General features: G+C 67.7%; 22 protein-coding genes. 15 read left to right on the forward strand and 7 right to left on the reverse strand.

Translation table 11 applies throughout. The features are described from left to right. Nucleotides 1-213: 213 nt before the first annotated feature. The 4 genes from JW364_RS13750 to JW364_RS13765 all read left to right on the forward strand — a co-directional run bounded on the left by JW364_RS13750 (nucleotide 214) and on the right by JW364_RS13765 (nucleotide 4,179). Entirely contained in the window at nucleotides 214-1,014 is an 801-nt protein-coding gene (locus JW364_RS13750) for a TIGR03084 family metal-binding protein (protein ID WP_205333705.1), read from the forward strand. A gap of 110 nt (nucleotides 1,015-1,124) precedes the next feature. After that, nucleotides 1,125-2,285 (forward strand): acyl-CoA dehydrogenase family protein, encoded by a 1,161-nt coding sequence (locus tag JW364_RS13755; RefSeq protein WP_205333706.1) that lies wholly within the window; start codon nucleotides 1,125-1,127, stop codon nucleotides 2,283-2,285. Between the two features lie 59 nt (nucleotides 2,286-2,344). Then, nucleotides 2,345-3,517, forward strand: coding sequence for an acyl-CoA dehydrogenase family protein (locus tag JW364_RS13760; protein WP_205333707.1), 1,173 nt, complete (start codon nucleotides 2,345-2,347; stop codon nucleotides 3,515-3,517). An 8-nt stretch (nucleotides 3,518-3,525) separates the two neighbouring features. After that, nucleotides 3,526-4,179, forward strand: coding sequence for a TetR/AcrR family transcriptional regulator (locus JW364_RS13765; protein WP_205333708.1), 654 nt, complete (start codon nucleotides 3,526-3,528; stop codon nucleotides 4,177-4,179). Here JW364_RS13765 and JW364_RS13770 read toward each other — a convergent pair. The 3 genes from JW364_RS13770 to JW364_RS13780 form a co-directional block, all read right to left on the reverse strand. Beyond that, a complete protein-coding gene (locus JW364_RS13770) occupies nucleotides 4,176-4,814 on the reverse strand; it encodes a Pr6Pr family membrane protein (RefSeq protein ID WP_205333709.1) in 639 nt (212 codons plus the stop codon). The genes JW364_RS13765 and JW364_RS13770 overlap by 4 nt on opposite strands. A gap of 109 nt (nucleotides 4,815-4,923) precedes the next feature. Continuing rightward, the gene (locus tag JW364_RS13775; protein ID WP_058252381.1) at nucleotides 4,924-6,042 is read right to left on the reverse strand and encodes an NDMA-dependent alcohol dehydrogenase; all 1,119 of its coding nucleotides are present in this window, start codon (nucleotides 6,040-6,042) and stop codon (nucleotides 4,924-4,926) included. A gap of 40 nt (nucleotides 6,043-6,082) precedes the next feature. After that, entirely contained in the window at nucleotides 6,083-7,585 is a 1,503-nt protein-coding gene (locus JW364_RS13780) for an aldehyde dehydrogenase family protein (protein WP_065629673.1), read from the reverse strand. 209 nt (nucleotides 7,586-7,794) lie between these two features. Between JW364_RS13780 and JW364_RS13785 the strand changes: the two genes are divergently transcribed. Continuing rightward, on the forward strand, nucleotides 7,795-8,913 hold the full coding sequence (locus JW364_RS13785) for an HPP family protein (protein WP_205333710.1): 1,119 nt from the start codon (nucleotides 7,795-7,797) through the stop codon (nucleotides 8,911-8,913). A 9-nt stretch (nucleotides 8,914-8,922) separates the two neighbouring features. Here JW364_RS13785 and JW364_RS13790 read toward each other — a convergent pair whose 3' ends face one another. Continuing rightward, complete coding sequence (locus tag JW364_RS13790; RefSeq protein ID WP_205333711.1) at nucleotides 8,923-10,560, reverse strand: helix-turn-helix domain-containing protein; 1,638 nt, start codon at nucleotides 10,558-10,560, stop codon at nucleotides 8,923-8,925. Between the two features lie 88 nt (nucleotides 10,561-10,648). On the opposite strand from JW364_RS13790, the gene JW364_RS13795 reads away from it, so the two are divergent. From JW364_RS13795 to tuf, 6 genes are all read left to right on the forward strand, one after another. Next, a complete protein-coding gene (locus JW364_RS13795; protein ID WP_205333729.1) occupies nucleotides 10,649-11,524 on the forward strand; it encodes an exodeoxyribonuclease III in 876 nt (291 codons plus the stop codon). Beyond that, nucleotides 11,521-12,294 (forward strand): hypothetical protein, encoded by a 774-nt coding sequence (locus JW364_RS13800; protein ID WP_240199098.1) that lies wholly within the window; start codon nucleotides 11,521-11,523, stop codon nucleotides 12,292-12,294. Before JW364_RS13795 ends, JW364_RS13800 begins: the two co-directional genes overlap by 4 nt. A gap of 450 nt (nucleotides 12,295-12,744) precedes the next feature. Next, nucleotides 12,745-13,116 carry a 30S ribosomal protein S12 gene (rpsL, locus tag JW364_RS13805; protein ID WP_004020596.1) on the forward strand — a complete coding sequence of 124 codons (372 nt, stop codon included), beginning with the start codon at nucleotides 12,745-12,747 and terminating at the stop codon, nucleotides 13,114-13,116. Between the two features lie 6 nt (nucleotides 13,117-13,122). Next, nucleotides 13,123-13,593 carry a 30S ribosomal protein S7 gene (rpsG, locus tag JW364_RS13810; RefSeq protein ID WP_004020595.1) on the forward strand — a complete coding sequence of 157 codons (471 nt, stop codon included), beginning with the start codon at nucleotides 13,123-13,125 and terminating at the stop codon, nucleotides 13,591-13,593. Between the two features lie 147 nt (nucleotides 13,594-13,740). Further along, a complete protein-coding gene (gene fusA / locus JW364_RS13815; protein WP_065629671.1) occupies nucleotides 13,741-15,846 on the forward strand; it encodes an elongation factor G in 2,106 nt (701 codons plus the stop codon). Between the two features lie 105 nt (nucleotides 15,847-15,951). Then, nucleotides 15,952-17,142 (forward strand): elongation factor Tu, encoded by a 1,191-nt coding sequence (gene tuf, locus JW364_RS13820; protein ID WP_004020593.1) that lies wholly within the window; start codon nucleotides 15,952-15,954, stop codon nucleotides 17,140-17,142. 86 nt (nucleotides 17,143-17,228) lie between these two features. On the opposite strand, the gene JW364_RS24180 is transcribed toward tuf, so the two are convergent. Then, nucleotides 17,229-17,795, reverse strand: a complete 567-nt coding sequence (locus JW364_RS24180) for a CDP-diacylglycerol diphosphatase (protein ID WP_259937125.1) — start codon at nucleotides 17,793-17,795, stop codon at nucleotides 17,229-17,231. A gap of 3 nt (nucleotides 17,796-17,798) precedes the next feature. After that, a complete protein-coding gene (locus JW364_RS24185; protein WP_231742461.1) occupies nucleotides 17,799-18,122 on the reverse strand; it encodes a hypothetical protein in 324 nt (107 codons plus the stop codon). Between the two features lie 196 nt (nucleotides 18,123-18,318). Here JW364_RS24185 and JW364_RS13830 point away from each other — a divergent pair, with 196 nt between their 5' ends. The 3 genes from JW364_RS13830 to JW364_RS13840 all read left to right on the forward strand — a co-directional run bounded on the left by JW364_RS13830 (nucleotide 18,319) and on the right by JW364_RS13840 (nucleotide 21,167). Further along, entirely contained in the window at nucleotides 18,319-19,212 is an 894-nt protein-coding gene (locus JW364_RS13830) for an SHOCT domain-containing protein (protein ID WP_231742459.1), read from the forward strand. Nucleotides 19,213-19,438: 226 nt separating this feature from the next. Beyond that, nucleotides 19,439-20,335 (forward strand): alpha/beta hydrolase, encoded by an 897-nt coding sequence (locus JW364_RS13835; RefSeq protein WP_374100833.1) that lies wholly within the window; start codon nucleotides 19,439-19,441, stop codon nucleotides 20,333-20,335. An 85-nt stretch (nucleotides 20,336-20,420) separates the two neighbouring features. After that, nucleotides 20,421-21,167: an alpha/beta fold hydrolase gene (locus JW364_RS13840; RefSeq protein WP_058252437.1), complete on the forward strand. Its 747-nt coding sequence runs from the start codon at nucleotides 20,421-20,423 to the stop codon at nucleotides 21,165-21,167. Between the two features lie 234 nt (nucleotides 21,168-21,401). Here JW364_RS13840 and JW364_RS13845 read toward each other — a convergent pair whose 3' ends face one another. Beyond that, nucleotides 21,402-22,337, reverse strand: coding sequence for an oxygenase MpaB family protein (locus tag JW364_RS13845; RefSeq protein ID WP_058252375.1), 936 nt, complete (start codon nucleotides 22,335-22,337; stop codon nucleotides 21,402-21,404). 84 nt (nucleotides 22,338-22,421) lie between these two features. Between JW364_RS13845 and JW364_RS13850 the strand changes: the two genes are divergently transcribed. Beyond that, on the forward strand, nucleotides 22,422-23,435 hold the full coding sequence (locus JW364_RS13850) for an o-succinylbenzoate synthase (protein ID WP_058252374.1): 1,014 nt from the start codon (nucleotides 22,422-22,424) through the stop codon (nucleotides 23,433-23,435). The last annotated feature ends 2 nt before the right edge of the window (nucleotides 23,436-23,437 follow it).

The raw sequence follows: 23,437 nt of genomic DNA on the forward strand, positions 1-23,437 counted from the left end.
ACAATGAGCCAACACCAGCCCAATACAGCCAGGGGCGGTAACCAGCGGTAGAGCCAGATGCCTGATGGTCAGAACCCAACCACCACCGAAGTGGCTAGACAACCCTGACACTGAAACCAGCGGTGGGGCTCGGCCGGCTCAAACGGCGGTGTTGCTTATCAAAAACAATCAAGCGCGCTTGATTCTTCTGATGCCGTGTGTGAGGGTGATCGCATGCCTGAGGGACAAGCAGCCGTGATCGGCGTCGTCGCCGACCTCGAAGCCGAATCCGCGCAGCTCGACACGCTCGTCGCGGGTCTCGACGATGCGGGCTGGGCCACCCCGACGCCGGCGCCGGGGTGGACGATCGCGCACCAGATCGCGCATCTGGCGTGGACCGACGAGGTGGCGGCGATCGCGGCCACCGACCCGGACCGGTTCGGCGCCTTGCTCTCCGAGGCGGCGAGCGGTGCGGCGACCTATGTCGACGACGCCGCCGAAGCGGGGGCCGCCGCGCCGGCCGACGAGATCCTGGCCGGGTGGCGGGCGGCGCGCGACCGTCTCGCCGACGCGCTGCGCGAGGTACCGGCCGGCGTCAAGATCCCGTGGTTCGGGCCACCGATGTCCGCGGCGTCGATGGCGACCGCGCGCCTGATGGAGACATGGGCACACGGCCTCGATGTCGCCGACGCCCTCGGTGTTCCCGTCGTGCCGACCGATCGGATCCGCAGCGTCGCCCACATCGGTGTCCGCACACGCGACTTCGCCTACATCGTCAACGGCCGTACGCCGCCGGCCGAGCCGTTCCACTACGCGCTCACCGCGCCGTCGGGCGAGATCTGGACCTGGGGCCCGGACGACGCGTCGAACAGCGTGCGCGGGCCGGCACTCGACTTCTGCTTCCTGGTGACCCAGCGCCGCGCACTCACCGACCTCGACCTCGACCTCATCGGACCCGACGCGGTCGAATGGTCGGGGATCGCACAGTGTTTCGCAGGTCCGCCCGGGCCTGGTCGCGAACCGCGGGCGAGCTGAGACGCCCGTCGTCGTCACCGTCCGCCGCTGACGTCCACCGACCCCCAGACGCCGCCGAATCGTCCGATCGCAGCAGCACGCAGTCGCACGCAGTCCGACAGGAGAACACGATGCCCATCGCCAGTCCGATCTGGGAGACACCCGAACGCCTCGAACTGCGTTCCACCGTGCGCCGATTCGTCGACAAACACATCCTCCCGTTCCAGGACGACTGGGAGCGCGAGGGTGCCATCCCCCGTGAACTGCACATCGAGGCGGCCAAACTGGGTCTGTTCGGGCTCGGGGTCCCCGAGGAAGTGGGTGGCTCCGGCGGTGATCTGATCGACAGCACGATCCTCGGCGAGGAACTCCACTACGCCGGCGCGGCCGGTGGCGTCTTCGCGTCGCTGTTCACCCACGGCATCGCCCTGCCGCACCTGATCGCCGCCGGCGACCCCGACCAGATCGACCGGTGGGTGCGGCCCACGCTCGCGGGCGAGAAGATCGGAAGTCTGGCGATCACCGAACCCGGCGGCGGAAGCGACGTCGGCCACCTGACGACGAAGGCCGAGCGCGACGGGGACCACTACGTCGTCAACGGTTCCAAGACCTACATCACCTCCGCGGTCCGCGCCGACTTCGTCGTCGTCGCCGTCCGCACCGGAGGGCCGGGAGCCGCGGGCGTCTCACTGCTCGTCGTCGAAAAGGGCACACCCGGTTTCGAGGTCACCCGGAAACTGGACAAGATGGGGTGGCGCAGTTCCGACACCGCGGAACTGTCCTTCGTCGATGCGCGGGTGCCGGTCACCAACCTGGTCGGACCGGAGAACTCCGGATTCGCGCAGATAGCAACCGCTTTCGTCACCGAACGGTCCGGTCTGGCGGTGCAGGCGTACGCCAGTGCGCAACGCTGCCTCGACCTCACCCTGCAGTGGGCGCGCGACCGTGAGACCTTCGGCAAACCCATCATCGCCCGGCAGTCGGTGCAGGACACCCTGATCGAGATGGCACGCCGCATCGACATCGCCCGCACCTACACGCGGGCCCTCGTCGAACGGAAGGTCAGCTCCACCGACGACCTCATCGCCGAGGTGTGCTTCGCCAAGAACACCGCGGTCGAGGCGGGGGAGTGGGTGGCCAACAAAGCCGTTCAGCTGCACGGCGGCCTCGGTTACATGACCGGCACCGAGGTCGAACGGCAATACCGCGACATGCGCATCATCGGAATCGGTGGCGGCACCACCGAGATCCTCAACGGACTGGCCGCCAAACGGCTCGGCTACCAGGCCTGACCGGCGCCGAAACCGTCTGCCGCCGAACCACATCGAAGACCGAGACAGGGAGCATCGACATGACCGTGGACACCAATCCGTTCGTGGAGACCACCGAACGCGCCGAGCTGCGCGCGGCGGTCGCCGGACTCGCCGCGAAGTACGGACAGGAGTACTTCCGTGAGTGCGCGCGCACCGGCCGCAAGACCGACGAGTTGTGGGCCGAGGCGGGCAAGCTCGGCTTCATCGGGGTCAATCTCCCCGAGGAGTACGGCGGCGGCGGTGCCGGTATGTACGAGCTCGCCATCGTGATGGAGGAGATCGCCGCATCGGGCACCGGACTGCTGATGCTCGTCGTCTCACCGGCCATCTGCGGCAACGTCATCGCGCGTTTCGGCACCGACGAGCAGAAGCAGCGGTGGCTGCCGGGTCTCGCCGACGGGTCGATCACGATGGCGTTCGGTATCACCGAACCCGATGCCGGCTCCAATTCCCACCAGATCACCACCACGGCCCGTCGGGACGGCTCGGACTGGTTGCTCACCGGCCAGAAGGTCTACATCTCCGGCGTCGACCAGGCGCAGGCCGTGTTGATCGTCGCCCGCACCGAAGACGCGAAGACCGGCAACCTCAAGCCCGCGCTCTTCATCGTCCCCACCGACTCCGAGAACTTCTCGTACACGATGATCGACATGGAACTGCAGAACCCAGAGAAGCAGTTCCAGCTCTTCCTCGACGATGTGCGATTGCCCGCCGACGTGCTCGTCGGCTCCGAGGACGCTGCCCTGAGTCAACTGTTCGCCGGGCTCAATCCGGAACGCATCATGGCCGCGGCGTCGGCCGTCGGGATGGGCCGGTTCGCGCTCGACAAGGCGGTGTCGTACGTGAAGGAGCGCACGGTGTGGAAGACGCCGATCGGTGCGCACCAGGCGATCGCGCACCCGCTCGCCCAGGGCAAGGTCGAGCTCGAGATGGCCAAGCTGATGATGCAGAAGGCCGCGACCCTCTACGACGCCGGCGACGACTGGGGCGCCGCGGAGCCGGCCAACATGGCGAAGTACGCGGCCGCCGAGGCCTGTGTGAAGGTCGTCGACCAGGCCGTGCACTCCCTGGGCGGCAACGGTCTGACCACCGAGTACGGACTGGCGCCGATGCTGAGCCTCGCCCGGATCGCCCGCATCGCCCCGGTGAGCCGGGAGATGATCCTCAACTTCGTCGCGCAGACCAGCCTCGGGCTGCCGAAGTCCTACTGAGGCTCGCGGTGACCACGTCGTCGGCGAACACCCGCTCCCCGCAACAGGAACGCTCGCGGTTGACCCGCGAGCGCCTGTTGCGGTCCACGGTCGACGCGCTGGCCGCGGACGGCTGGGCCGCCGCGACCGTGGCCGCGGTCGCCGAACGTGCCGGCGTGTCCCGCGGTGCGGCGCAACATCACTTCCCGACGCGCGAAGCCCTCATCACCGCGGCACTCGAGCAGGTCTTCGAGGACATGACCCGCGCTGCCGTCGGGGATCCGCACGCATCGCCGGAGGCGGCCGACGAAGTGACCCCGGACCGGGTCATCCGTGCCGTCCAGCGGGCCGTCGACGTCTATACCGGCACCGAATTCAAGGCAGCACTCCAGGTCTGGGCCGCCGCCGCGTCCGACCCGGCACTGCGGCGGCTCATCCTGCCACTCGAGGCCAAGTTCGCCCGCGCGGCCCATCAGCGGACGATGGCCGCGATGGGGGTGGCCCCGGACGACGAGACCGGTTGCCGACTGGTGCAGGCAACTCTGGACATGGCGCGCGGACTCGGCCTGGCGGACACGCTGTCCGATGACTCCGCCCGGCGTGCGCTGGTCGTCGACACCTGGTCGGCGCAGCTCGTCGCGGCGTTCGGGAGCGAGCCCGCGGACCCGCCGGGCGCGGACTAACCGCGTTCGGCGGCGGGGTGTCCGGGCCCCGGCGCATCGGGTCGCCGACCGCGGGTGCCGACCCAGTAGACGCCGAACGACATGAAGGCCATGCCGACGAACACGACGACGAGCGAGATCGTCATCGACAGATGACCCTGTCCACGCGGATCGATGAACGGGTAGGGATACCAGTCCGCGAGCGGCCCGCGGATCAACGTGTAGACGCCGTACACGAGCGGGATGGTCAGCCAGGACAGCCACGCCCGTTCGGGGAGTCGCCGGGCACGCACCACGATCCAGTCCACGAGCATCACCAGCGGGATGACGCGATGCAGCACGTCGTTCACCCAGGCGTAGGTGACGTCGACGTCGATGCCCTGCAGCAGTAAGGCGTAGACGATCCCGGTGATGACCATGCAGGTGGTCGCCGCCCCACGGCACCACTCCCATGCCGGGGTTGCCGGGGCCAGCAGTCCGCCGACGAGCAGGACGAGCGCGGCGAAGATGTTGCTCAGCACCGTGAAGTAGCTGAAGAAGTTCGCGAGCGTGAAGCCCGCGTCGCCGTAGCGCAGCACCGCCTGATACACGAGCGCGGTGACGCCCAGGGCGGCAAAGGCGATGCGGAGCAGTCGTATCCACCAGGTCGCGGTCACACCGACGATTCAAGCACTTCTGTCCCTCGTCGGGCCCGGCATCGTCGCCGCGACGTGGGTGGCCGGTTCGCCCGAGGGAGACGGCACCTCGGGCGAACCGACCGGGTATTCACTCCGCGTGGATGATGACCCCGCGGATGTTCTTGCCGTCCCGCAGATCCTGGTACCCCTCGTTGACCTGGTCGAGGGTGTAGGTCTGCGTGACCAGTTCGTCGAGCTTGAGCTGCCCCGCGTCGTACAGGCGCAGCAGTTTGACGATGTCGTACTGCGGATTGGCCGAGCCGAACAGACTGCCCTTGATGGTTTTCTGGTTCAGGGTCAGATCGGTTCCGGAGACCTGCACGGTCAGCTTCGTCGGATCGGCAAGACCGGTGATGACGACCGTCCCGCCCTTGCCCACGACGGCGGTCGCGTTGGCCACGACCTCCGCGTCGACCGTGCCGACGAGGATGAGGGCCTGGTCGGCACCCTGCCCCCAGGTCAGTTCGTTGACCTTCTCCGCGGCCTCGGCGGCGTCGGCGAAGGCATGTGTTGCACCGAATTTGAGCGCCGTGTCGCGCTTGAGCGCGACCGGGTCGACCACCACGACGTATTTGGCCCCGGCCGACACCGCGCCCTGCACCGCGTTGATGCCCAGGCCGCCGATGCCGTAGATCACCACGGTGTCGCCGGCACGTACGCCGCCCGCGTACACCGAGGTGCCCCAGCCCGAGGGCACGCCGCAACCGACGAGCACTGCCTTGTCGAGCGGCAACCACTCGTCGACCTTGACGACCGAGTGCTGCGAGATCGTCGCGCGTTCGGCGAACGTGCCGAGCATGCACATGGCTCCGAAATCGTCACCGCCACCGTGGAATCGGAATGTGCCATCGGGCATCGATCCCTCGAGGATGGTGGCGCCCATGTCGCAGAGGTTCTGCCGGCCGGTGGAGCAGTAGCGGCAGGTGCCGCAGTTGGGGATGAAGCTGCAGACCACGTGGTCGCCGGGCTTGACCTTGGTGACGCCCGGGCCGACCGCCTCGATGATCCCCGAACCCTCGTGGCCGCCCACGATCGGATAGCGGGGCGGGAGGTCGCCGTCGGTCAGGTGAAGGTCGGAGTGGCACAGGCCGGCCGCGGTGTACTTGATCAGCACCTCGCCTTCGCGGGGCTCGTCGAGGTCGAGTTCGACGATCTCGAACGGCTTTCCGGGTCCGGTGAGGACGGCTGCCTTGGTGGTGAGAGACATGAAATCGTGCTCCTTGGGTGTACTCGAGGGCGGATGGGGGTCAGAGCGAGATGTTGACGGCCTTGGTCTGGGTGTAGAGCTCGATGGCCGACGAGCCGAGTTCGCGCCCCCATCCCGACTGCTTGTAACCGCCGAACGGCATCGCGGTGTCGAAGCCGTTGTACTGGTTCACCCAGACCGAACCGGCCTTGATCTGTCGGGCCGTCCGGTGCGCCTTGGACAGATCCGTGGTCCAGATGCCTGCTGCGAGACCGTAGATGGAGTCGTTGGCCGCGGCCGCGACCCCGGTGTCGGCATCGAAGGGCATGGCGGCGACGACGGGACCGAAGATCTCCTCCTGCACGATCGAGAAACTCGGGTCGACGTCGACGAAGACGGTCGGTTCGATGAAGAATCCCTCGTCGCCCCAACGCTTTCCGCCCGTCAGCGCCCGTGCGCCGTCGGCGAGGCCCGCCGCCAGGTACCCCGAGACGCGATCGAACTGCTCTTGGCTGACCAGCGGTCCGAGTTCGGTCGACGGGTCGAGGCCGGGTCCGATCTTGGCCTGCGAGGCCGCCTCCGCGACGGCCGCGGTGAAGTCGTCGAAGATCGGCCGCTCGACGAAGAGACGTGTTCCGGCGACACAGCACTGTCCGTGGTTGAACATCCAGGCCGCGACCGACCCGGCGACCGCCTTCTCGAAGTCGGCGTCGGCGAACACGATGTTGGGGCTCTTGCCGCCGAGTTCCAGCGACACCTTCTTGAGGTTGCCCTTCGCGGCGTCGACGATCTTCTTGCCGACCTCCGTCGAGCCGGTGAACGCGATCTTGTCGACGTCGTCGTGCGCGGCGAGCGCCGCGCCGGCCTCGCCGTAACCGGTGACGATGTTGACCACGCCCGGTGGGAAGCCGGCCTCTTGGAACACCTCGCCGAGGAGCAGGGCCGTCAGCGGGGTCTGTTCGGCCGGCTTGAGGATGACGGTGTTGCCGGCCGCCAATGCGGGGGCCAGCTTGAACGCGGCCATCAGGAGCGGGAAGTTCCACGGCACGATCAGGCCGCAGACTCCGACCGGCTCGCGCAGGGTGTACGCGTGGAACTCGCCGCCGGGCACGAACGGCATCGAGACGTCGACCGTCGAGCCGGTGATCTTGGTGGCGAGGCCCGCGTTGTAGCGGAAGATGTCGGCCGACCAGTTGGTGTCGACCGCGGCGGCGATGGTGGCCGCCTTGCCGTTGTCGAGCGCCTCCAACTGGCCGAACTCCTCGGCGCGTTCGGTGAGGATGTCGCCGACCCGCCACAGCAGGCGTTCGCGTTCATTCGGCTTCATCCGGGTCCACGGGCCGTCGTCGAAGGCCTGGCGCGCGGCGCGGACCGCGCGGTCGATGTCGGCCGCGTCGCCGTGGGCGACCGAGGTGAGCGGACGCGCCGTCGCGGGATCGATGGTCTCGAAGGTGCGGCCCGAGGCCGACCACACCCACTCGCCGCCGATCAGCATCGGACGGTCGGCGGAGATGAAATCGCGAACGCGCTCATGCAGGGCGGTGTCGGGAACGACGGCGGTCATGTGGCCTCCTGGTTGGCGTGGTGCCGGCGGTGATGTGGTCGGTGGAGTGATCTCGGTCATATTCGACCTGACTTATTTCTCTCACCGTTCCGACATGTCGCCGTGTCCAGAAACTGAACACCTGGGCTGTACAGGGGTCGCGGCGACCGGCCGTCACCGCGTGGCTACCGTGAGACGCCGGACAAGTCAGGGACCTTCGGAGGAGCAGAGTGAACGTGCGCCCAGCGGGCAGGGTCGGCGCCGCCCTGCGTGGCCTCGGCCCGGTGACCGGGGGTATGTCGATCCGTGAGGCCCTCCGGGCGGGAGCAGGGGCCGGGGTGGCGCTCGGACTCGTCGGTCTGGTGCTCGCCGCGTCGGGGGTCGACCTGCGGCTCGGACTCTTCCTGATCGCGCCGTTCGGGGCGACCGCCGTGCTCGTCTTCGCCGCGCCGAACAGTCCGTTGGCGCAGCCGTGGCCCGCGACCGTCGGCAACGCGGTGTCGGCGGTCGTGGGGGTGGCGACCACCCTCACCATCGGCCAGCCCGCGCTTCGGGTGGCGCTCGCGGTCGGTCTGTCCGTGGCCTTGATGATCGGGTGCCACGCGGTCCATCCGCCTGCCGGCGCGGTGGCGATGACAGCCGCGCTCAGTCCGGAGACGATCCAGTCGCTGGGGTTCCGGTTCGTCCTCGCGCCCGTCCTCGCGGGCACACTCCTGCTGGTGGTCCTCGCCGCCGGATACGCACGGTTGACCGGGCGGCGTTACACGTATCGCCGGTTCGACGCGGCGCCCCCGCCCGCTGCGCGGCTGGGTCTGGACGAGGACGAACTGACCGGCATCCTCGACCGGTACGAGCAGTCGCTCAACCTCGGTGTCGCCGACCTCGCGAGACTGATCGGGGCCGCCGAATTGCAGGCTGCCGGTCATCGCGCGGGCCCGCTCGCCGCGACGGACGTGATGTCCCGAGACCTGGTGACCGTGAACCCCGAGACGCCGCTGCGAGACGTCGCCGTCCACTTCGACGAGTACGGCTTCACCTCGCTGCCGGTGACGTCGGACGACGGCATGTTCGTCGGTGTGGTGTTCCAGATCCATCTCGTGCGGCGGTTGATGCGTTCGGACGACGTCGAGTTGTGCGCCGCGGACGTGATGTCGGCGGAACCGGCCGTCGCGACCCCGGGCACGCCGGTCGGGGCGCTGTTGCCGCTGCTCGCCGAGAGCGGATGCGACGCGGTCCCGGTGTTGGAGGGGCACACCCTGGTCGGCATCGTGACCCGGACCGACCTCATCGCGGCGCTCGCACGGCAGACGCTGCGGGACCCGGTGCCCCGCACCACGGTGCCGGAGTAGCCGGCGCGCTCAGATGTCCAGTGCGCGCATCCGCGAGTACAGCGTCGTCCGGCTGATGCCGAGATCCCTTGCGGCATGCACCTTGTTGCCCCGGGCACGGTCCAGCGCTTCGACGATCGCGGTGCGCTCGGCCTGCTCTCGGCCGGACAGGTGCGCGGCCCGGCTGGTCGTCCGATAGGCGGGTGGCAGGTCGGCGGGTTCGACGACCCGCGCGGCGCGCGCTCGGCACGCCAGGGCGGCCTGCCGGAGCACCGAGTTGAGCTCGGTGAGGTTGCCCGGCCAGTCGTCGCACAGCAGGGCGTCCGTCGCCAGTCCGGACAGCGTGAGCTCCGGGTCGATGTCTGTCAGTGCGCTGCTCGCGATCGACGCCAGCTCCGAGGTCCGATGACGTAGTGGAGCGAGATCGACCCGTGTGGCGCACCGGGCGAGGAGTGCGGCGACTCCCGGACTCGCCTGGTCGCGCGGCCCGCCGACGACGATCAGCGGCGACTCCGGCGAGCTCGACACCGCCACGCGCCCGAGTAGGGCGACCGACTGCAGGTCGAGGAGGTCGACGCCGTCGATCACCAGGGTCGTGCTCATCGATCGGGCGCGTCCGACGAACGCGGGGATGTCGGGGCGACGACCGCTGATGATCTCGTCGGCGACATCGACGATCACCGGTGGCGAATCGGCTTCGGCGGCGAGCGCAGCGGCGTGGGTGCTGCGTCCGGTCCCCGGTTCGCCGGTGATCGCGACGCTGGTGCGGGACGGGGCGGTCGGTGGCGCGGACCGCCTCGGCGGCGGCTCGCTGACCGGCCGGAAGCGGAACAGCGCCGCGCCGCAGGCGCCCGGCACGGGTTCGACGGCGACCTCGACCTCGGCGCCCGACACCAGGGTCAGCGGCAGTACCGTCGCGCGCAGTGCGGGATCGGTCGCGACGATCCGCATCGCGCCGATGTCGGTGGGGGAGAGCAGTTCGGCGGCAAGGGCATTCGTGAGCTGGAGGTCGTCGCCGATGGCCGCGACGGCGAGGTCGCGACGCGGTGCGGCGCGCTGGAACGCGTCGAGGACGCGTCGCTGGTGCGCTCGCGACCGGTCCAGCAGGCGGTCGGCGATGTCGGCGACGATCCCGTTGACAACCGGGATCGCCAAGGGGTTGATGCGATCGGCGATCTCGGACATGCAGATGATCCCGGCCAGCCTGCGGGTCGCGGGATGGATGATCGGCTGTCCGAAGCAACTGATCGACTTGAACTGGTCCAGGTAGTGCTCGGAGCTGTTCACGACGATCCCGCCCCGGGTCTCCGCCGGGGTACCGAGGGCCGTCGTCCCGACGACGTCCTCGCCGAACGGCACGCCCGGCGAGGCGCCGATCGCGTCGAGACGGCGCTCCACGGTCGTGCCGAACGCCACCCGCGTCACCATCCGGCACTCGTGGTCGACGAGCAGCAGCGAGACATCGGTGTCGGCGAGTCGGGCGGCGGCGTCATCGAGGACCGGGCGGGCGGCGTCGAGCAGCGGGTCGGCGGCAGCGATGTCCTGGACCTGCGTCGGCGTCCGGTCCTCGGGGCGGACCCCGGACAGCTCCGAACGACGCCACGACGACTCGATGACGGGCCGTCGGGGCGACGAATCGGAGGTGCGGTGCAACGTGTCGATACCCACCAACGTGACACATGTCACCGTGCAACGAAAGGCCGGGTCCGCGATCGGCGGTGGCCGGGCCCTGATGGCGGGGTACTACCGTGGTCGCATGCGCGTGGCGACCTGGAACGTGAACTCCGTGAAGCAGCGCATCCCGCGCCTGTTGCCCTGGCTCGACGAGCGCCGACCCGACGTGGTGTGCCTGCAGGAGACCAAACTCTCCGACGCCGCGTTCGAGGAGTCACTCGGCACCGATCTCGCCGACCGCGGATACGAGGTCGCGCACGCCGGACAGGGGCAGTGGAACGGGGTGGCGCTGTTGTCGCGGGTCGGACTCGACGACGTCCGGATCGGATTCGACGGCATGCCCGGATACCCCGACCCGTCGACCCTGGAGGCACGGGCGGTGTCGGCGGTGTGCGGCGGACTCCGCATCCACTCGCTGTACGTGCCCAACGGCCGGACCCCGGACTCGGACCACTACACCTACAAACTCGAGTGGCTCGCGGCGCTGGCCCGTGCCGTGGAGGACCCGACCACGACACTCCTGTGCGGCGACATGAACATCGCGCCGGCCGACGCCGACCTGTTCGACCCCGCCGCGTATGTGGGACACACCCACGTCACTCCGGCGGAACGGGCCGCGCTGGCCACCTTCGAATCGATAGGCCTGCGCGACGTCGTCCGGGACCGGTGGCCGGGCGAGCGTGTGTTCAGCTACTGGGACTACCGCGCCGGCATGTTCCACAAAGACCTCGGGATGCGCATCGACCTGATCCTCGCCGGAGCGTCCGCTGCCGATCGCGTCGCGGCCGCCTGGATCGACCGGAAAGCACGCAAGGGCAGCAAGCCGAGTGACCACGCGCCGGTCATCGTCGACCTGGACGAGGCTCCCGATGACGACATCGGACCGGTGGTCCCGCCGCCGTCGAATCCGGCGAAGCCCGGTGCGACGAAGGTGAAACTGCCGCAGACGCCGGAATGATGCCCCGCCCGGCGTCCACGACGCGCCTGCGACGTCCGGTCATCGCGGCCGCCCGGGCCTACGGGCGCCTGCTCGGCACGGTGCTCTCCGTCGCCCGCCGACTCGGGGCAGGACGATTCGGCGACGCCCCGGCGGCCACGGCAGGTGTGCTCCTCGCGGTGCACCTGGTGCCGGTGACGATCTGGCTCGGCCCGCTCGGGTTCGTCGTCGTGCTGGTCGCGGGCCTCGTCACGTCGAACGTCATCCGCCGCCGCGTGCGTCATCGCGGGTTGACCCCGGCCGAGCGAAGCGTGGGCGTGGCGGTCTTCGGGGACGCGGCGTGGCTCGATGACGTCGTCCTCACCGATCTCGCCGGTCGGGGCGGGCGCGCATTCACGGTGCCAGCGGTCGACGGACGCATCCTCTGCAATCTCGGGTCGCACCTCGACGCGACCCTGGGGCCGGGGACCAGGGCATATCCGGTGCCGGGTCAGCTGCTCATCCACGAACTGGTCCACGCCTGGCAGATCGCCGCTGCCCGTTCCCCTGCCGGGTTCCTCGCCGATGCGCTGGGCGACCAGGCCCGGTACGAACTGGGCGAGGACGTGTACGGCGTGCGCGATGTCGGTGAGAACCACCACATGCCGCGCCGGGGCGAGGTGGAACGGCAGGCGACGATCGTCGATCGGTGGTTCGGCGGCCAGTCCTCGCCGACGCGGCGACCGCGCGACCCCGAGAGCCCGTCCGCACCCGTGATCGAGCAGCTCAGGCGACCCGTGCAGCGCGGATGACGGAATGGTCGCACCCGCGGTTCGCGCCCTCGACGCATGCGGTTTCACGGTGTAGAAGTGAGAGGGGCACGCCGAGCACGAGCGTGACCCGGACCCGATCGTGCACGACCCGTTCACCTGCCGGTTGCGTGCAGGATCCGTTTTTTGACCTGTGTAAACCCGATCGGTAGAGTGGATCGTCGGTGCCCGGCCCATGCTGGGCCAGTCCGCATGCCTGCCCTACGGCTCTCGAGCCGCCGAGCATCTCGGGGTACGGCCGGCAGAGGGGCTGACAGGCGAATCCGCTGTCGAGTGTATGACACGCCCGACCTCGGGGTAGCGAAAATGTACTGACCAGCACATACGTGCTGGTGGGGCGAGTTGTGGAAGCCGCGAAAACAGGCCTGCGAGCCACTTCGTGCTTGCCCGGAGCACCAACCACAACCGATGACAAAGAGGAACGAACACCTAGTGCCAACCATCAATCAGCTGGTCCGCAAGGGCCGTCACGACAAGGCTGCCAAGACCAAGACCGCGGCCCTCAAGGGAAGCCCGCAGCGTCGTGGCGTGTGCACCCGCGTCTACACCACCACCCCCAAGAAGCCGAACTCGGCGCTGCGCAAGGTCGCCCGTGTGCGCCTGACCAGCTCGGTCGAGGTCACCGCCTACATCCCCGGCGAAGGCCACAACCTGCAGGAGCACTCGATGGTGCTCGTCCGCGGCGGTCGTGTGAAGGACCTCCCGGGTGTGCGCTACAAGATCATCCGCGGCTCGCTCGACACCCAGGGTGTCAAGGACCGCAAGCAGGCTCGCAGCCGCTACGGCGCCAAGAAGGGGAACTGATAAGTCATGCCACGTAAAGGACCCGCTCCCAAGCGCCCCCTCATCAACGATCCCGTCTACGGTTCGCCGCTGGTCACCCAGCTGGTCAACAAGATCCTGCTGGACGGCAAGAAGTCGACCGCCGAGCGCATCGTCTACGGCGCCCTCGAGCAGGCTCGCGACAAGACCGGCACCGATCCGGTCGTCACCCTCAAGCGCGCTCTCGACAACGTGAAGCCCACCCTCGAGGTGAAGAGCCGCCGCGTCGGTGGTGCCACCTACCAGGTGCCGATCGAGGTCAAGCCGAACCGCGCCAACACCCTCGCGCTCCGCTGGCTCGTCAGCTTCAGCCGCCAGCGTCGTGAGAAGACCATGGTCGAGCGTCTCGCCAACGAGTTGCTGGACGCGTCCAACGGTCTCGGTGCTTCGGTGAAGCGCCGCGAGGACACCCACAAGATGGCCGAGGCCAACCGGGCGTTCGCGCACTACCGCTGGTAATCGACCCCAAACCGGGTACTGGGCGCTCGGCGCGAAGCGACGGCCGCCCAGTCCACCCGAACTCGTTCGGGTGGGGGCGAGCGCAGCGAGCCCGGGGCTGATAAGTGAAGACAGCCTTTAGTCCGAAATCTTCCCGAAGGGAACTTGATGGCACAGGAAGTGCTCAGCGACCTGAACAAGGTTCGCAACATCGGCATCATGGCCCACATCGATGCCGGCAAGACCACCGCCACCGAGCGAATCCTCTTCTACACCGGTGTGAACTACAAGATCGGTGAAACCCACGACGGTGCCTCGACCACCGACTGGATGGAGCAGGAGAAGGAGCGGGGGATCACCATCACCTCCGCGGCGGTGACGTGTTTCTGGAACAAGAACCAGATCAACATCATCGACACCCCCGGCCACGTCGACTTCACCGTCGAGGTGGAGCGCAGCCTCCGCGTGCTCGACGGCGCGGTCGCCGTGTTCGACGGCAAGGAAGGCGTCGAGCCGCAGTCCGAGCAGGTCTGGCGTCAGGCGGAGAAGTACGACGTCCCGCGTATCTGCTTCGTCAACAAGATGGACAAGCTCGGTGCGGACTTCTTCTTCACCGTGCGCACCATCGAGGAGCGCCTCGGCGCCAAGCCGCTGGTCCTGCAGCTGCCGATCGGCGCCGAGGACAACTTCGACGGCGTCGTCGACCTCATCGAGCAGAAGGCGATCACCTGGCGCGGAACCGTCGAGATCGGCGCTGCGCCGACCATCGAGGAGATCCCCGCCGATCTGGTCGACCAGGCTGCGGAGTACCGCGAGAAGCTCCTCGAGACGGTCGCCGAGACCGACGAGGCACTGCTCGAGAAGTACTTCGGCGGCGAAGAGCTGACCACCGAGGAGATCAAGGGCGCGATCCGCAAGCTCACGATCGCCCGTGAGTTCTACCCGGTGATCTGTGGCTCGGCGTTCAAGAACAAGGGCGTGCAGCCCATGCTCGACGCGATCATCGACTACCTGCCGTCCCCGCTGGACGTGCCGTCGGTCGAGGGTCACGCCGTGGGCGACGAGGAGGAGATCCTCTCGCGCAAGCCGTCCGCGGACGAGCCGTTCTCGGCTCTCGCGTTCAAGATCGCGGCTCACCCGTTCTTCGGCAAGCTCACCTTCGTGCGCGTGTACTCCGGCAAGATCAACGCCGGCACCCAGGTGCTCAACGCGACCAAGGGCAAGAAGGAGCGCGTCGGCAAGCTCTTCCAGATGCATGCCAACAAGGAGAACCCGGTCGAGGACGCCACCGCGGGCCACATCTACGCGATGATCGGTCTCAAGGACACCACCACCGGTGACACCCTGTGCGATTCGGCGTCGCCGATCGTGCTCGAGTCCATGAGCTTCCCGGACCCGGTCATCAACGTCTCGATCGAGCCGAAGACCAAGTCCGACCAGGAGAAGCTGGGCACCGCGATCCAGAAGCTCGCCGAAGAGGATCCGACCTTCTCGGTCCAGCTCGACGAGGAGACCGGCCAGACCGTCATCGGCGGTATGGGCGAGCTCCACCTCGACATCCTCGTCGACCGCATGAAGCGCGAGTTCAAGGTCGAGGCCAACGTCGGCAAGCCGCAGGTGGCCTACCGCGAGACCATCCGCAAGACGGTCGAGAAGCACGAGTTCACCCACAAGAAGCAGACCGGTGGATCGGGCCAGTTCGCGAAGGTCATCATCAAGCTCGAGCCCCTGGTGGACGCCGAGGACGGTGCGACCTACGAGTTCGCCAACGCCGTCACCGGTGGCCGCGTCCCGCGCGAGTACATCCCGTCGGTGGACGCCGGTGCCCAGGACGCCATGCAGTACGGTGTCCTCGCCGGATACCCGCTGGTGAACCTGAAGGTCACCCTGCTCGACGGTCAGTACCACGACGTCGACTCCTCGGAGATGGCGTTCAAGATCGCCGGCTCGCAGGCCCTGAAGGAAGCTGCGCGGATGGCCGGTCCGGTCATCCTCGAGCCCCTGATGGCCGTCGAGGTCACGACTCCCGAGGACTACATGGGTGACGTGATCGGCGACCTGAACTCCCGCCGTGGCCAGATCCAGGCCATGGAGGAGCGCAGTGGTGCGCGTGTCGTGAAGGCACAGGTGCCGCTGTCGGAGATGTTCGGCTACATCGGAGACCTCCGGTCGAAGACCCAGGGCCGGGCAAACTACTCCATGGTGTTCGATTCGTACGCGGAGGTTCCCGCGAACGTGTCGAAGGAAATCATCGCGAAGGCCACCGGCGAGTAAATCCGGTCCTAGCGACATGCGCCGACCAGTTCTGCGCACCAACGTAAGAAGAAAACCCCTGCTGGGATCCGCCCAGTAGAGCAACAAGTCCAGGAGGACAATCAAGTGGCGAAGGCGAAGTTCGAGCGGACCAAGCCGCACGTGAACATCGGCACCATCGGTCACGTCGACCACGGCAAGACCACGCTGACCGCGGCCATCACCAAGGTGCTGCACGACAAGTACCCGGACCTCAACAAGAGCTTCGCGTTCGATCAGATCGACAAGGCTCCCGAGGAAAAAGCTCGCGGTATCACGATCAACATCTCGCACGTCGAGTACGAGACCGAGAAGCGTCACTACGCCCACGTCGACGCCCCCGGTCACGCCGACTACATCAAGAACATGATCACCGGTGCTGCCCAGATGGACGGCGCGATCCTCGTGGTCGCCGCCACCGACGGCCCGATGCCGCAGACCCGCGAGCACGTGCTGCTGGCCCGCCAGGTCGGTGTGCCCTACATCCTGGTCGCCCTGAACAAGGCCGACATGGTCGACGACGACGAGATCATCGAGCTCGTCGAGATGGAGGTCCGCGAACTGCTGGCCGCCCAGGAGTTCGACGAGGAAGCCCCGGTCGTCAAGGTCTCGGCTCTCAAGGCCCTCGAGGGTGACCCCGAGTGGACCAAGTCGGTCGAAGAGCTCATGGCTGCCGTCGACGAGTCGATCCCGGACCCGGTCCGCGAGACCGAGAAGCCGTTCCTCATGCCCGTCGAGGACGTTTTCACCATCACCGGCCGCGGCACCGTGGTCACCGGTCGTGTGGAGCGCGGCGAGGTCAACGTGAACGAGGAAGTCGAGATCGTCGGCATCCGCGAGAAGAGCACCAAGACCACCGTCACCGGTATCGAGATGTTCCACAAGCTCCTCGATTCGGCACAGGCAGGCGACAACGCCGGTCTGCTGCTCCGCGGCCTCAAGCGTGAGGACGTCGAGCGCGGTCAGGTCATCGTGAAGCCGGGCACCACGACCCCGCACACCGAGTTCGAGGGCCAGGCGTACATCCTGTCCAAGGACGAGGGCGGCCGTCACACCCCGTTCTTCAACAACTACCGTCCGCAGTTCTACTTCCGTACCACGGACGTGACCGGCGTCGTGACCCTCCCCGAGGGCACCGAGATGGTCATGCCGGGCGACAACACCGAGATGAGCGTCAAGCTCATCCAGCCGGTCGCCATGGACGAGGGCCTGCGTTTCGCCATCCGCGAGGGTGGCCGCACCGTCGGTGCGGGTCGAGTCACCAAGATCACCAAGTGATCTCGTTCTGACTCACTGACTCACTGAGTCGAAGGCGCCCGGTCACGAAAGTGGCCGGGCGCCTTTGTCGTTGATCCTGCCGAGGGTCAGACGCCCCAGCCGTAGATCATGTCCATCAGTCCCGTCCCGGCACCACCCAGTTTCGGATTGCTGGTGAGGACGAAGTAGGTGTTGGGCTGGCCGGCATCGACCACGCCGATCGATTGGTCCGCCATGTCCTCGGTGGCGGGCAGCTGACGTTTCAGGACACGAAACAGATCGGGCAGACCGCCGGTGTACTTGACGACGCGGAAGTGCCGGGGGATCTTCGATTTGGTCTTGTTGAGCCTCAAGACGACGTCGGTCTTCGTCCAGTTGTCCAGATGCGTCTCCGGGTTGGGGATCGCCCTCAGGTCGGCCAGCGTGGTGGGATTCACCTGCGCCAGATGAATGTGCAGCTGGTTTTGCGAGCGCGCCGTGGCGGAGTTCACCCCTATCGCAATCGGTCGAGTGGGATTCTTGGCGACCAATTTGCCCGCCTGCAGCCACGCCGCGCTCCACAGGTTCAACTCGGAACCGTTGTACAGATAGGGGCATTCGATGCCCCTGATCCGGTTGGTGGGTAGGAGCAGGAAGTCATCGTTGTGACCTTTGTGGTCACCACCTCGACGGATTGCTTAGTACTTCACGTACTTCGGGTTCGGCTGGTACTGGGGACCCGGCTGAATGACGTCGATGTTGTCGCCGATCTGACCGGGCTTGGTGCCCTTCACCTTTCCCCAGAGAAGCAGGGACTTATCGGTGGCGGGATCGTCGGTGCTCTGGCCGCAGAGTTTTTGGGTCGGCGTCGGTGGTGCGGCCGAGGCGACCCCGCCTCCACTCAGGGCGGAGCTCGCGACGATGGCGGCGGTGACGGCCATCGTCGAGAGGAGCCGGGTGAACCGATGCGAGCGGGTGTCGTCCATGGGGAACCTCTCGGTGGTGAGCCTCGGCGTGCTCATCTGAGCGCAGAGTGTGCCACCGAGACTCTCCGGGTCGTGCCGAAACCGCAGATCAGGCAACTTTGACCCGGGAAAGTGCGGCGAACTACTCGTATCCGGCGCCGACTGCGAACGGTGGCGCTTCCATGTCGTTCCAAGGTGGGACGCCTCGGCCTTCGAACTTCCGTCGCCGCAGGTCCGCGCATAGAGTTCGCGCATGACCATGTTCGGAGAGTCGGGGACCGGGCCACGTGTTCCTGCCCATGTGTGGAGTGCCGTGGGCACTTTCGCGTTTGTCATGCTGTGCGGGATCGTCGGTCCGATCTTCCTCGTCGCCTACTTCGTGATCGATGCACCCGACACGGAGTGGATGCTGTGGACCGGGATCGGCATCACCGTGCTGGATATCGTTCTCGGCGTTGCCATCGCGTGGTTCAACTATCGGGGTGGCGCCAAGCTGGAACGCCTGCGCGCCGCCGGAGTGTTCGGCATCGCCGAGATCACCTCGATCGGTCAGACGAATGTCGAGATCAACGACCAGCCGCTGATGAAGCTCGGGCTCCGGATCCACGCCGAGGGACTCGCTCCGTTCGAGGTGTCGACGAGGAAGGTCGTGCCGCATTACCAGCAGCCGCTGCTTCACGCCCGTCGGTTGGCCGTGATGGTCGATCCCGAGTCCCAGGACTTCGAGATCGACTGGCAGGCAACCGCTTTGCTCGCCGGTTCGGTGCCGGCCAGGTTCACCTCCGAAGAGGACGGCCGGACCTACGATCTCACCGGTCAGGCGGAACCGTTGGGGGAGATCCTGCAGATCCTGGGGCGTCACGGGGTGGCGGGCAGTGGCGTGATCGATCTGCGGTCCAATCCCGCGGCCCGAGCGGAGGTCATGGAGGTCGTGCGCGGCTGGGCGGGAGTCCGGGCGGATTCGGCGAGCTCGTCTCGGATGGACCCCCCGTCGTTCACCAAGGCCGGTGGCGGGTCGGGCCGGGGTGGTGACCCGGGCCGTTCGCCGGCCGAACGGCTCGCGTCGCTGGACGAACTGCGCCGCACCGGCGCGGTCACCGAGGAGGAGTACGCGCGGGCGCGTCAGCGCATCGTCGACGATCTCTGACGCTGCGTGGATCGTCTGTAACAAAATGAATCCTCTGCCACATACGCCACTCGATTCACTCTAGTCACTCTGGTCACCACTCGATATCGATGTCGATGCCCTAGGGTCACAGCCGTGGCATTGCTGATGGTCGTCGAATTACAGTTCGTCGGTGCAGCTTTCACTACGGCCGCGTCGGCTTGCCCGCCGACGTCGAGCCCTCGCGTTCGCCCTCGCGCTCCTCGCGGTGGTCGGCGTGGTCACCATCGGGTCGGGTAACGCATCCGCGTCGGCCGCGTTCGGCAGGTTCCATGTGTCCGGCTGCGGCATGCCGAGCACCCCGGTCGACACCTGGACTCGGTGGGGCAACAGCAAAACCGTCATCGCTCTCGACGGTCTTCGCGCGACCGGTGACATCAGTGGCTGGCGTCGCGACACGCGTGTCCACCGCATCGCCGACTCCGGCGTCAACGTGATCCAACCGGTCGGAGGTCTCGCGAGCTTCTACACCGATTGGGAAGCGGCGAGCCCGGCCAACAAGGTCGGATACCGCTATCGGTGGACGTGCCGACTCGACACCATCGTGCGCGAACTCGACGCGCGCGGACTCGCAGTCGGCCCGCTGGGCAAATACGCGATCATGGGCATCTCCATGGGCGGTAACGCTGCGATGGTCTACGGGGCGTACCACCGCAAGCGCATCTCGCACGTCTTCTCGATGTCCGGCTACCTGAACCTGTCCGCGCCCACGATGCGAGAGGCTGTTCGGCTCGCGTTGATCGACGCCGGTGTCGGGGCGGGGGTCGGTCCGTTCAGCGCGGACGCCATGTGGGGACCGCCCTGGAGTGACCGGTGGACGCGCAACGATGCACTCGTCCAGCTGCCGCGGATGCGGGGGATGAAGATCCGCATCGGGTCCGGTTCGGCGACGTGGGGTCCGCACAACGCCGACGCCGTGGCCTCGGTCAAGGGCACACCGCTGGAGGTGGTGTCGCTCGCGCAGACCCGGTCGTTCGAAGTCGCGGCCGCTTTGCAGGGCATCCCGGTCACGACGGACTTTCCGTCCGTCGGGACACACGCCTGGGGGTACTGGGAGGACATGGTGTGGCGCGCCAAGAACAGCGGCTGGTTCCGCGACCGGTGACGACGACCGGTGAGGTGCGGTCTGCGCGGACGGCCGGGTGGAGTGTGACGGCGCCCGCACGGCCGACGTTCGTAAGCTGACGGTCATGCGTGTTCTGCGTCGAAGCGGCGACCCCGACCTCGCGGTCCGGATCGCGGGGGAGGCCGACCGGGGCGTACCGGTCGTCCTCGTGCACGGGATGGCATCGGACCATTCGACCTGGCGCCGGCTCGCGACGGCACTCCGCGCCCGCGGGCGTGCGGTGATCAGCGTGGACCTCCGTGGACACGGGCGGAGCGGCCGGGCCCGTGAGGTCTACCGGCTCGACGACTTCCGCGACGACCTGGCCTATGTCCTCGACACCCTCGGGATCGCGGTCGCCGACGTGGTCGGCCATTCGCTCGGTGCCCACACCGCGCTGCGAGTGGCCATGCGTGAGCCGACGAGGATCCGACGCCTGGTGCTCGAAGAGGTGCCGCCGATGCCCCGCGACGAGGCCGATCTGTCCGAGGGCATCGCCATGCGCGCCACCCTGGGCGAGCAGATTCGTGGGCTGATCGCGCTCGCGCGCAACCCCTTTCCGGTCATCCGCTACGACGGCCGGATGGGCGACCAGATCGTCGCCGAATTCGACGTCTGCGCGCCGCACTGGTGGTCGGAGCTGCCGGATGTGCAGGCCACCGCCATGGTCATCTCCGGTGGCGAGAAGAGCTTCCTGCCGCCGCGCCACCTGCGGACCCTCAGCGACGCCCTGCCGAACTCGCGGTTCGTCACCATCGAGGCGGGGCACAGCGTTCACCGCGACCGCGCCGAGGAGTTCGTCACCCACGTCGACGGGTTCCTCGGGCACTGACGCCTGCCGGCGTCATCTCCGGCTCGCTGGTTCCTGATCGAGAGAACCGCGAAACCACTGGCCCACCACTGCTCCCTGAGGAGCGCCCGGAGCTTGCGGAGGGCGCGTCACGAAGGGTCTGCCACGAATGTCACCAAGACCCTTCGTGACGCTCGCAAGCTCGCTCCTCAGGGAGCGGGGGATGGCGCTCGTCCGGGGCGGGATGGTGCTCCTCAGCTCAGAGAGCGGAGCGGGTCAGGCGGGCTTGTTGTGCAGCGGTCGCGGGTCGATCCCGACCTTGCGCCACGCCTCGTAGGCCCACGGGACGTAGAGGTACTTGAGCGGCAGGCGGTTGATCAACGGGTTGGCAGCCCGCATGAGGGCGGCGAAACGCTGGAAGTTCCTCTCGCGCCTGTCGTTCCACTCGAGGTCGCACACGTCCCGCATCTGCTGGGGCAGCGTTCCGACGACAACGGTGCGGATGAAGGCGTTCAACGGAAGCGACACGATCTTCCACACGGGTGCGGGGATCTTCTTGGGGCGGGGGAGCCCCTGCCGGATGTAGCCGGTGGCGTAGACGATCGTCTTGTGCGGCACGAACCGGTCGAGCATGTCGTCCCAGTACTGGACGAACTCCTCGTAGGTCTGCGGCTGCCCGCGATCGCTCACCCCGTAGAGCTGATACCAGACCTTGCTCTCCTCGAAGATCTGGACCTTCTCGGCGTAACTCAGGCGTCGGATGAAGGTGTCGGTGATGTAGAGGACCTGGTCGACGAACGTCGCGTGCGCCCAGTAGAACAACTCCGGATTGAGTGCGTGGTACCGCGATCCGTCGCTGATGGTGCCCTTGATGTCGCGGTGGAAGTCGCGCACCGTGCGCCCCCACTTCTCCGGCTCGGTGCTGTACACGGTCCGCATGACCGGGGGGCCGGTCCGCTTGGCCCGGCCGAGGAAGTCGCTGAAGATGATCGAGTGATCGAGCACGGCCTGGCCGAGTTGTTCGATGCAGTTCTCGGTGCCGGCCAGACGCTGGAAGCCCAGCAGTCCGCGGTTGTCGCCGTAGAACTTCCACACGAGCGAGTCGGCGCCGAGACGTGGCGAGGCGACCTCGCCCGCGGTGTCCGGAGTGTCGTCGACGATCATCGGCTCTGCCTCGCGGATACCGGCGTCGAATCCCTGGTTGACTGACATGGCGGCGAGAATATCGCACTTGGAACAAACTTGGAAGGTTGTTCCAACGACGCGGGGTGATCTGTGTGCGGAGAGGGAGGACGGATGATGCGGGGCAGGCAACCGGACTGGGCGCTTCCCGACGTCGAGGAGGTCCTCGCTTCCGCTGTCGCGGTGCGCCTGCCGATGCGTACGAGATTCCGCGGCCTGACCACGCGCGAGACGATGGTCTTCGCGGGGCCGGCGGGTTGGGGGGAGTTCGGTCCGTTCGTCGAGTACGACGACCCGGAGGCGGCCTCGTGGCTACGGGCCGGCATCGAGGCCGCCTGGGTCGGTCCTCCCACCGCGGTCCGCGACACCGTCCCGGTCAACGCGACCGTGCCCGCCATCCCCGCCGACGAGGTCGGCGCATTGCTGCAGCGATACCCCGGCGCGGGAACCGCGAAGGTCAAGGTCGCCGAGCCGGGGCAGACCCTCGACGACGACGTCGCCCGGGTCGCGGCGACGCGGGCGCTCATCGGCAGGGTGCGCATCGATGCGAACGGCGGCTGGACCGTCGACGAGGCCATCGCCGCCCTGCGCGCCATCGGTGAGGTCGAGTATGCCGAACAGCCCTGTCGCACAGTCGAAGAACTGGCGGCCGTGCGTCGGGCGGTCGAGGTGCCGATCGCGGCCGACGAATCCATCAGGAAGGCCGAGGACCCGTACCGTGTCGTCGCGGCCGACGCCGCTGACGTGGCGGTGGTCAAGGTCGCGCCGCTCGGCGGCATGCGCGCAACCCTCCAGCTCGCCGAGAACCTGGGACTCGACATCGTGGTCTCGAGTGCCCTCGACAGCGCGATCGGGATGGCCGCCGGCGTGGCTGCCGCGGCCGCGCTACCGCGCCTGGAACTCGCGTGCGGGCTGGGCACCGGGTCGTTGCTCGCCACGGATGTCGCCGCGTCGTTCCAGATGGTCGACGGCGCGGTGGGAACGCGATGGTTCGGCCCCGACGCCGCGGTCGACGTGCGGGAACCCGCGGTCGAAGAAGAGCGTCAGTACTGGTGGCGCGAGCGTCTGCGGCGGTGTCACCGCCTGCTGACGATGGACGGGTCGCCCACGGGTCGCGGGCGAGGATAGGA

Source organism: Gordonia sp. BP-119 (genome assembly GCF_016924115.1).
GTDB classification, from domain to species: Bacteria; Actinomycetota; Actinomycetes; order Mycobacteriales; family Mycobacteriaceae; genus Gordonia; species Gordonia hongkongensis.